Origin of the sequence: Streptomyces sp. NPDC059398, assembly GCF_042751845.1 — a bacterium.
Classification (GTDB): Bacteria; Actinomycetota; Actinomycetes; order Streptomycetales; family Streptomycetaceae; genus Streptomyces.
In genome coordinates, this window is sequence record NZ_JBHYWP010000161.1 from 1 (window position 1) to 10,431 (window position 10,431).

5 protein-coding genes and 1 pseudogene are annotated in these 10,431 nt (G+C 73.1%); 2 read left to right on the forward strand and 4 right to left on the reverse strand.

Annotated features, from left to right (window positions below; genetic code table 11):
- Positions 1-103 precede the first annotated feature (103 nt).
- From ACFXBC_RS33950 to ACFXBC_RS33965, 4 genes are all read right to left on the reverse strand, one after another.
- Positions 104-2,041, reverse strand: a complete 1,938-nt coding sequence (locus ACFXBC_RS33950) for an acyl-CoA dehydrogenase family protein (RefSeq protein ID WP_385033582.1) — start codon at positions 2,039-2,041, stop codon at positions 104-106.
- A 198-nt stretch (positions 2,042-2,239) separates the two neighbouring features.
- Complete coding sequence (locus ACFXBC_RS33955; protein WP_385033585.1) at positions 2,240-3,685, reverse strand: aldehyde dehydrogenase family protein; 1,446 nt, start codon at positions 3,683-3,685, stop codon at positions 2,240-2,242.
- Between the two features lie 246 nt (positions 3,686-3,931).
- Positions 3,932-5,518 (reverse strand): PucR family transcriptional regulator, encoded by a 1,587-nt coding sequence (locus ACFXBC_RS33960; protein WP_385033588.1) that lies wholly within the window; start codon positions 5,516-5,518, stop codon positions 3,932-3,934.
- Positions 5,519-5,621: 103 nt separating this feature from the next.
- A complete protein-coding gene (locus tag ACFXBC_RS33965) occupies positions 5,622-8,000 on the reverse strand; it encodes an ATP/GTP-binding protein (protein WP_385033591.1) in 2,379 nt (792 codons plus the stop codon).
- 247 nt (positions 8,001-8,247) lie between these two features.
- On the opposite strand from ACFXBC_RS33965, the gene gabT reads away from it, so the two are divergent.
- Positions 8,248-9,579 (forward strand): 4-aminobutyrate--2-oxoglutarate transaminase, encoded by a 1,332-nt coding sequence (gabT, locus tag ACFXBC_RS33970; RefSeq protein WP_385033594.1) that lies wholly within the window; start codon positions 8,248-8,250, stop codon positions 9,577-9,579.
- A gap of 342 nt (positions 9,580-9,921) precedes the next feature.
- Positions 9,922-10,431: pseudogene (locus ACFXBC_RS33975) on the forward strand (phosphoesterase); the annotation flags it as partial.

Consider the following 10,431-nt stretch of genomic DNA (forward strand, 5'->3'; position numbering starts at 1 on the left):
GGTCTCTTTAGCGCCCGCCCCGGGGACAGGGCGCTCCCGGGGGCGCGCTCGCTCCGCCCTGTGCCCGCCGTGCAGACCCGGGCCCGGGTCCGCGCCGCCCGGTTCAGCGGATGCGGCGGTGGACGTTCTCGGCGGCGGAGGGTCCGGGGGCCGCTTCCGCGATCCAGGGGCCTTCGCCCGAGGCGTCGACGATGCCCTCCTCCAGCCAGCTGTACGTCCCGGAGAGCACACCGGACACGACCTTGCGGTCCAGTTCGTCGGTGTTCGCCCAGAGCCGCCCGAAGAGCTCGTCGACCCGCAGACGTGCCTGCCGGCAGAAGGCGTCGGCCAGCTGGTACGCCTCCCGGCCGTGGTCGCCGGAGGCCCGCAGCAGCTCCGCCCGTACACACGCCGCGCTCATCGCGAAGAGCTCGGCGCCGATGTCGACGATCCGGCCGAGGAAGCCCTGCTTCGTCTCCATCTTCCCCTGCCAGCGCGACATGGCGTAGAAGGTCGAGCGGGCCAGCTTGCGGGCGTAGCGCTCGACCTGGCGCAGATGGACGGAGAGGTCGGGGTGGCCTGCCGGGTGGAAGGCGGCATAGCTGCCGGGCAGTTGGCCGGGGCCCGCGACGAGCTTCGGGAGCCAGCGGGCGTAGAACGCGGAGGCCTGCGCCCCCGCCTTCGCCTTGTCCGTCAGCGAGGTGTCGGGGTCGATCAGGCCGCCGGCGACGGAGAGATGGGCGTCGACGGCCTCCCGGGCGATCAGCAGATGCATGATCTCCGTGGAGCCCTCGAAGATCCGGTTGATGCGCATGTCCCTGAGCAACTGCTCGGCGGGGACCGGCCGTTCGCCACGGGCCGCGAGGGATTCGGCCGTCTCGAAGCCGCGTCCGCCGCGGATCTGGACCAGCTCGTCCGCGATCAGCCACCCCATCTCGGATCCGTACAGCTTGGCGAGCGCCGCCTCGATCCGGATGTCGTTGCGGTCCTCGTCGGCCATCTGCGAGGAGAGGTCCACGACCGCTTCGATGGCGAAGGTGGTCGCGGCGATGAAGGAGATCTTGGCCCCGACCGCTTCGTGCCGGCCGACGGGCCTGCCCCACTGCTCCCGCTCGGCCGACCACTCACGGGCGATTTTCAGACACCACTTGCCCGCGCCGACGCACATCGCCGGCAGCGAGAGCCGGCCCGTGTTGAGAGTGGTGAGCGCGATCTTGAGGCCGGCGCCCTCGGGGCCGATACGGTTCGCCGCGGGGACCCTGACCTGGTGGAACCGGGTGACCCCGTTCTCCAGGCCGCGCAGCCCCATGAAGGCGTTGCGGTTCTCGACGGTGATGCCCGGTGAGTCGGCCTCGACGATGAAGGCGGTGATCCCGCCCTTGCCCTCATCGGTCTTCGGCACCCGGGCCATCACGACGAGCAGGTCGGCGACGACACCGTTGGTGGTCCAGAGCTTCACCCCGTCGAGTACGTACGAGTCGCCGTCCCTGACCGCCGACGTGGCCAGCCGGGCCGGGTCGGAGCCGACGTCCGGCTCGGTGAGCAGGAAGGCCGAGATGTCGGTACGGGCCAGCCGGGGCAGGAAGGCGTCCTTCTGCTCCTGGGTGCCGAACTGCTTCAGCGGCTGCGGCACCCCGATCGACTGGTGGGCCGAGAGCAGCGCGCCGACCGCCGGGCTGGCCGAACCCACCAGCGAGAGCGCCCTGTTGTAGTAGACCTGGGTGAGACCGAGGCCGCCGTACTTGGTGTCGATCTTCATACCGAGCGCGCCGAGCTCCTTGAGCCCGTTGACCGTCTCGTCGGGGATCCGGGCCTCGCGCTCGATCAGCGCGCCGTCGATCCGGGTCTCGCAGAAGGTGCGCAGCTTCGCGAGGAAGGCCTCGCCGCGCCGGGCGGCCTCGGGGTCGGGCAGCGGATGGGGATGGATCAGATCGAGCCGGAAGCGGCCGAGGAAGAGCTCCTTGGCGAAGCTCGGTTTCCGCCAGTCCTGTTCACGGGCGGCCTCGGCGACCTGGCGCGCCTCGCGCTCGGTGACCCTGGGCTTGTCGAGTGGTGCGGTCATGAGGGGTACTCCTCACCGCGGATGTCGGGTGGACACACCTGCCCGCAGCCGGGCGGGCCAGTCATCGCTACTCGTCCGTATCTACCCCATTCCCCGCACAGCGGCCACCCCTCGGGTGCCTGAGGGGTGGCCGGGCGGGGACGGGGTGCGTCCGATCGGGTCAGGCCGGACGGAGGCCGTCCGGTGGGCCTGGCCGGGTCAGAGGGCGAGGCCCGTGAGGACCATGACCCGCTCGTAGGTGTAGTCCTCCATCGCGAAGCGGACACCCTCACGGCCCACGCCGGACTGCTTGGCACCGCCGTACGGCATCTGGTCCGCGCGGTACGAGGGGACGTCGCCGACGATCACACCGCCGACCTCCAGGGCGCTGTGGGCGCGGAACGCCGTCTGCACGTCGTGGGTGAACACGCCCGCCTGGAGCCCGTACTTGGAGTCGTTGACGGCGGCGAACGCCTCCGCCTCACCGTCGGCCCTGGTGAGGGTCAGCACCGGGCCGAAGACCTCCTCGCAGGCGACGGTGGTGTCCGCGGGGACGTCGGCGAGCACGGTCGGCGAGTAGCTCGCGCCCTCCCGGCTGCCGCCCGCGAGCAGCTTGGCACCCGCCCGTACCGCCTCGTCGACCCAGGTCTCGACCCGCTTGGCCGCGTCCTCGCTGACCAGCGGGCCGACGTCGGTGGCCGCGTCTGCGGGGTCGCCGGTGGACTGCTGGGCCACCGCGTCGACGATCTTCGGGACGAGCCGGTCGTACACCGAGGCGTCCGCGATCACCCGCTGGACCGAGATGCAGGACTGGCCCGCCTGGTAGTTCGAGAAGGTCGCGATGCGCGCGGCGGCCCAGTCGAGATCCTTCTCGGAGGCGTAGTCGGCGAGGACGACGGCCGCGCCGTTCCCGCCGAGTTCCAGGGTGATGTGCTTGCGCGGGACCGAGTCCATGATCGCGAAGCCGACCTTGTCGGAGCCGGTGAACGAGATGACCGGGAGCCGCTCGTCCTGGACGAGGGCGGGCATCTTGTCGTTGGCGACCGGCAGGACCGACCAGGAGCCCACGGGCAGCTCGGTCTCGGCGAGCAGCTCGCCGAGGACGAGCCCGGAGAGCGGGGTCGCAGGCGCGGGCTTGAGGATGATCGGCGCGCCGACCGCGATGGCCGGAGCGATCTTGTGGGCGCAGAGGTTCAGCGGGAAGTTGAACGGCGCGACGCCCAGGACCGCGCCGCGCGGGAAGCGGCGGGTCAGCGCGAGGCGGCCGGCGCCGCCCGCGTCGGTGTCGAGGCGCTGTGCCTCGCCGCCGTTGTAGCGGCGGGCCTCCTCCGCCGCGAACCGGAACACCGATACGGCGCGGCCGACTTCGCCGCGGGCCCACTTGATGGGCTTGCCGTTCTCGGCGGTGATCAGCTGGGCGATCTCCTCCGTACGCTCGACAAGACGCCGGGACACATGGTCCAGGGCGGCGGCGCGTACATGGGCGGGCGTCGCCGCGAACTCGTCGCGGACGGCGTGCGCGGCGGCGACGGCCTCCTCGACCTGCGCGTCGGTCGGGACGGCGACCGTACCGACGAGCCGGCCGTCCCAGGGGGAGGTGACATCGAAGGTGTCATCGCCGGTGGCCCGGCGGCCGGCGAGCCAGAAGGCGTGGGTGGAGGTCATGTGTTCCGGCCCTTCCGTGGTGGTGGTTGGTGTTTTCCACGGTAGGGGTCGGATGCGCCGCTGTGTTTGGCCGACGTGGAGTGGTACGGGCCACGGGGGTGCCGGAATGTCGTGGAGCGGGGGCCGCGGGCGGCAGTCCCGGCCACGGCATGGGGCGGAGGCCACGGGAGCCGGTCGGCTCGGGCGCGGGCGGAGGCCACGGGGACCGGTCGGCTTCCCGAGGTGAGCCGCAGATGGCGGTCCCGGTCACGGCATGCTGGTGGCCTTCAGTGCCAGCCAGAGCTCCATCCGTACGTCCGGATCGTCCAGGGACCGCCCGAGGATCTCCTCAACCCGCCGCATCCGGTACCGCAGGGTGTGCCGGTGGACCCCCAGGTCGGCGGCGGCCGCGTCCCACTGGCCGTGGTGGGCGAGCCAGGCGCGCAGCGACGCCACCAGGTCGCCGCGGCCGGTCTGGTCGTGCTCGTGCAGCGGACGCAGCATCCCGTCGGCGAAGGCCCGTACCGCGTCGTCGGCGAGCAGCGGCACCACGGATCCGGTGGCGAGTTCCTCGTGTTCGACCAGGACCCGGCCGCGGCGGCGGGCGACCGAGAGGGCCTGTTCGGCCTGGCGGTAGGCGGAGGCGGCGGCGATGGTGCCGGCCGGCGCCGACTGGCCGATGACGACCTGGTCGTCGTCGGCCGCCGCGCCCGTGGCACCGCCCGGGACCAGTGGCTCGGCGGGAGCCTGGCGGGCCTCGATCCGCTGGGCGTACGCCGTGCAGGCCGTGACCGCGGCCCCGCCGTCGGTGGCGAGCACGACGAGCCGCTCGCCCTCGGGGACGACGAGCACCATCTCGCCCGCGCGGGAGGCCCCGGCCTCCAGCGTCTCGGACAGCTCCTGGAGGGCCGCGGGGGTGCCCTCGGCGATGAGCAGCCGGTACGGGGCGTCGAGCAGGCCGTTGTAGAGGTCGCCCGCGACGGCCCTGGCGTGGTCCGGTTCCCCGGCGAGCAGCATCCGCAGCACGGCCGCGCCCAGCCGGTCCTCGGCCGCCCGCAGGGCCCGGGAGCGCTCGGTGGTCAGGGTGAGCAGGGCGATGGCCGAGTGCACCGCGTACCGCTCGGCGGTGCCCAGCGGTGCGGCCGTGCCGACGGCCAGCGCGCCGTGCGGGCGGCGCCCGGTGCCGAGGGACTGGAGCTCCACCCGGTCGTCGGAGCCGCCGACGACGGCGCTCGCGGGCGCCGGGCGCTCCCCCAGTCTGGCCACGTCAGGGGTGAGCCGGGCGGCCCGGCGCGCGGCCCACTCGGGGGCGGCCGACACGACGGCGCCCGCCGCGTCGTAGAGGGCGGCCCACCCGCTGACATGGGAGGCGAGGCGTGCCACGAGGTCGCCGGGGCCGTCGCCGCTCAGCGCGGCCCGGGTCAGCTCGCGCTGGGCCTCGAACCCCGCGGTGACCGAGCGGTACTGGTCAGCGGCGATGGCGGCCGACACCGCCTTGCTGATGGCGAGGAACGGGGTGCGCCGGGGCACCTCCAGGAGCGGCAGGCCCTCCTCGTCGGCGGCGGCGACCAGCGCGGGCGGGATGTCGTCGTAGTGGACCCCGACGGCGAAGCCGAGCCCGACGACTCCGGCCTTGGCGAGCCTCCGTACGTACCGCCGCATCGCCTCCTGGTCCTCGGTGTCCAGGGTCATCGCGGTGATGAGGAGGAGTTCGCCGCCCTCCATGTACGGGACGGGGTCGGCCAGCTCGCTGACGTGGGCCCAGCGCACCGGCGTCTCAAGACGGCCCTCCCCCGCACGCACGGTCAGCTTGAGCGTGGAGTGGTGGACGAGTGAGGCAAGGGTGGGCGGCATGGGGGGACCGTAGGGCCTTCTGCTGAAGAACGAGTGAGAACTGTGCCGTCCCGTATGAACGGCTCCACCGATTCTGCCAGGGCGTACGGGTCCCCGCGCCGGATCAGCCCCCCAGATCCACCAGAAGAGGGGGTGCGTGCTCCCCGCGCACGGTCGTCAGCGAGAGCACCGCATGGCCCGCGGGCACCGAATGGGCCAGGTCGGAGGCGGACCAGCGCTCGCGCTCGACCCGCCGCACGGTGACGGCGTCCGTGGTGACGGCCTTGCCCGTGACGAGTTTGCGGAAGGAGTGGATGGCCCGGGTCAGCGGCTGGTCGGCGAAGACGGTGCGCTGGGTGACATCCCTGGTCTCCACCCATTCGGTGCCCCACGCCTCGGCGAAGGACCTGCCCTCCCAGGTGGTCACCCCGGAGAACGCCATCCGGCAGCCGACCGCGCCGAGCAGCGCGGTGTGCAGCTCGTCCGGTACGTCGCTCAGGCTGCGCAGCGTGAGGACCGCTCCGGCGTGCGCGGAGCGCAGCCGCTGGATGGCGCGGACCGAGTCCGGTGTGACGGTGCGGGTGGCGTCGTCGAGGACCAGACAGGCGAAGAGCGAACGGTCGGCGCGGGCCGCGGCGCTCGCGGTGAACTGGGCGAGTACGAGCCGGGCGAGGACCCGGGACGCCTCGGCATGCGCACGTTCCGGGAGGTCGATCCTGACGCGTACGGGGTGTTCCAGCGAGCGCAGCGAGAAGGGCCTCGATGTCCCCGATGTGTCGAAGAACCCGGCGAAGGCGGGGCGGTCGAGGGAGGCGACGCGGTCGGCGAGCGCCGGTCCCGGGTCGCCCGGCGTCCCGGACTGCCGTGCGCGGGCGTCGAGTTCGCGCTGCAGGCCGAAGTGCCCGCCCGCGTCGAGCGCCTCCCGCAGGGTGGCGAGCGCGGCCGGCACGCCGTCGAGCAGCTCCCGCAGGTCGGGCACCGAGGGAAAGCGGCCGTGGGCCGCCAGATAGGGGCCGAGCAGCTGAGCCAGCGCGGTGGCCGCGCGCCTGCTGTCGACCTCCGGGAGATCGCCGGTGAACGCCTCGGCGAGTACGGCGGCGGCCTCGTCGGGGTCGGTCGCCCCGCCGTAGAGGTCGAAGTCATGGACGGACGCGGGGTCGCCGGGCTTGACCACGACGTCGTACGCCTCGTCGGGGCCGAGCTGGGTGCCGGCCGGTGCGACGGCGATCACGGCGGCCTGGCCCGCGAGCGCCTGGAGGGCGAGGGACTCCACCACCGGCCGCACCAGGTGCCGGGTCTTGCCCGCGCCGGGCGGTCCGACGGCCAGCAGCGAGGTGCCGAGCAGCTCCGGTTCGAGCGCGAGGGAACTGCCGCGCCTGGCGTACGGGTTGCGCTCCCCCGGGGCGACCGTGCCGAGCCTGACCTGGCGTACGAGGAGGTCGTGCCGGGCCGCGCGCAGCGGCAGGTCGCGGGCGCCCGAGGGGTGCACACAGGCGGCGGCGCCGGACCTGCGCACCGCTTCGGTGAAGGAGCCGAGGCGGGCCGGGTCGGCCTGGACGGAGCGCCAGGCACGCCGGATCCGGGTGTAGTCCACGTCGTTCATCCGCCCGGAGCGCACCTCGTCGGAGAGCCGGTCGGCAAGCTCGGTCAGGCCCTGGGCGCGCAGCTCGGGCCAGTCGGCCGGGCCGGGCACCGGGGGCTCCTGGGCCGCACCGGCCCTCGCCCGTGTCTGTGCCTGTTCCTGCGGGGCACGCTGCTGCGGCAGCTGCCCGGGGCGCAGCAGGGTGCGCCAGCGGCCCAGCCGGGCGAAGGGCCAGACCACGGCCAGCGTGATCAGGCCGTACAGCGTGTAGACCACGGTCGCCGCCACGACGCGGTCGCCGCCACCGGTCAGCCAGGACGACGGCAGCAGCAGGAAGACCATGTCGAGCCCCGGCAGGGTGTTCGTCCAGACGAAGATCCAGACGAGGAGGGCGAGGGCGGCGGCCGCTGTCGCGCGGGCGCGCGCTGAGCGGCCCTGGACGGCGTGCTCGAAGGCCCCGCGCCAGTTCCCGAGCCGGCCGAAGCCGTAGAGGAGGGCGCCCGCGATCAGGAAGCGGTAGACCTCCAGCGCGTTCTCGGCGCCGCGCGGTGCCGGTTCGCCCATCCGCTGGCGGCTCCACCAGTCCCCCGGCGTGAAGAGCTCCAACGGCACGCGCCAGTAAGGGATGTAGCCGTTGTTCCAGAGCGACCAGACCAGGACGCAGGCCAGCAGCGAGATGACCGCGCCGCTGAGCACGGTGCGGCCGGGCACCTGCTCGGACTCCGGGGGGCGCTCCACATGGCCGTACGCCCAGACGCCGGGCCCCTCCCGGTGGCGCGGGGCGGCCAGCCAGTCGGTGAGCACCGGGCCTGTCGTGGGTGCGTAGCCGGGCGGGGGCGGAACGGCCGGCCGCCCCGCGGGGTGCGGGACGGGTCCGGCCCCCCGGGTGGAGCGTGCGTCGTACGTGCCTTCGGTGTCCATGACCCCTGCCCCCTGACCAGCCAGGTCTGCGCTGTGTCTGCCCTGTGCGGTGCGCCTTCTGCCCTGTGCGCGGTGCGCCGCCTCAATCTAGTGCCACGTGCCCGCTGCCGGGCGTCATCACGCTGCTATGTCCGTCGCGGACAAGGACACACCCGGACCACTACCGAACGGAGCATGCCCAGCCCTTGGACGCGCCCCTAGCCTGCTGTGAGAGGAAGCGTCCGATTTCGTCCCACAGGAGCCCCCCATGACCGCTGTTCCGCAGGAGCGCCGCGTCGTCACCGCCATCCCCGGCCCGAAGTCGCTGGAACTCCAGGCCCGCCGCAATGCCACGGTCGCCGCGGGTGTCGGCTCCGTGCTGCCGGTCTTCACCACCCGGGCGGGCGGCGGCATCGTCGAGGACGTCGACGGCAACCGCCTCATCGACTTCGGTTCCGGCATCGCCGTGACCTCCGTGGGCGCGTCAGCCGAGGCCGTCGTGCGCCGGGCGTCCGCGCAGCTCGCCGAGTTCACCCACAGCTGTTTCATGGTGACCCCGTACGAGGGGTACGTCGAGGTCTGTGAGCAGCTCGCCGAGCTGACCCCGGGCGACCACGCCAAGAAGTCGGCGCTCTTCAACTCCGGCGCCGAGGCCGTCGAGAACGCCGTGAAGATCGCCCGTGCGTACACCAAGCGCCAGGCCGTCGTGGTCTTCGACCACGGCTACCACGGCCGCACCAACCTGACGATGGCACTGACCTCGAAGAACATGCCGTACAAGAACGGCTTCGGACCGTTCGCGCCCGAGGTCTACCGGGTGCCGGTGGCGTACGGCTACCGCTGGCCGAGCGGCCCGGAGAACGCGGGCGCCGAGGCGTCCGCCCAGGCCATCGACATGATCAACAAGCAGATCGGCGCGGAGAACGTCGCCGCCGTCATCATCGAGCCGGTCCTCGGCGAGGGCGGCTTCATCGAGCCCGCCAAGGGCTTCCTGCCCGCCATCGCACGGTTCGCCAAGGACAACGGCATCGTCTTCGTGGCCGACGAGATCCAGTCCGGCTTCTGCCGCACGGGCCAGTGGTTCGCGTGTGAGGACGAGGGCATCGTGCCCGACCTGATCACCACCGCCAAGGGCATCGCCGGCGGTCTGCCGCTCTCCGCGGTGACCGGGCGCGCCGAGATCATGGACGCCGCGCACTCCGGCGGTCTCGGCGGCACCTACGGCGGCAACCCGGTGGCCTGCGCCGGCGCACTCGGCTCGATCGAGACGATGAAGGAGCTGGACCTCAACGCCAGGGCCCGGCGCATCGAAGAGATCATGAAGGCCCGGCTGACCGCCATCCAGGAGAAGTACGACATCGTCGGCGACGTCCGGGGCCGCGGCGCGATGATCGCGGTCGAGCTGGTCAAGCCTGGCGGCAAGGACCCCAACCCGGAGGCGACCGCGGCTCTGGCCAAGGCGTGCCACGCGGTGGGGCTGCTGGTCCTGACCTGTGGCACCTACGGCAACGTGCTGCGCTTCCTGCCCCCGCTGGTCATCGGCGAGGACCTGCTGAACGAGGGCCTGGACCTGCTGGAGCAGGCCTTCGCAGGGGTATGACCTCCCGCAACGGTCGGGGCATGTGAAGAACGTGTGCGGGGCCGATGGCGGGATGCGGTTCCAGCTGTCGGCCCCCGTCCCTCTGCCGTACGGTTCTGACAGATGAGAGAAACACCTCGCTCACGGATGACTGTGAGCGACCCCAGGCAAGGGCCTCCCCAGCTCGCGCCTGGTCGTGCCTTCGCGCACACCACCGGAGCTTCGGGCTCCGGGTCTCCTCACCGATCGGATGGCCGCTCGCCCCACACCCCCCGGGGCGCGCGGCACACCGGTCCAGGCGGCCGCCCCGGAACTACCCCCCCTGTTCCCGGGCGGCCGGCTTCTCTCTCCCCACTGCGGCGCGTGCTGTTCTCCGCGCTCGGCTGTCTTCTCCTCTTCGCCCTGATCACCTGGCAGGTCCTGGCCCACGGACCGCTGCTGCGGCTGGATGTGCGCCTCGACCACCCCCTCGTCGGCACGGGCCCGGGGTGGCTCAGCGGCGCTCTCTCCGACCTGGGCAACACGGAGGTCGCGCTTCCGGTCCTGGTGGTGGCGATGGCGTACGCCCTGTGGCGGGGCAGCCGCCGGGACGTCCTGGTCGCCGCGGCCGCGATGGCCGCGGTGCCGGCCCTGGTGGTGCCGCTGAAGCTCTGGACGGCGCGCCCGGGGCCCCTCGACCCGTCGACCGGGTACTTCCCCTCGGGCCACTCGGCCACCGCGATGGTGGCGTACGGAGGGGCCGCGCTGCTCCTCATGCCGTACGTCCGGCGGAACTGGCCGGTGCCCGTCGCCGTAATCCTGTGCGTGGGGACCGGCCCCGGCCGAGTCCAGCACCGCAACCACGGGCCCCACCACGAGGGGGGCGCCGGGCGG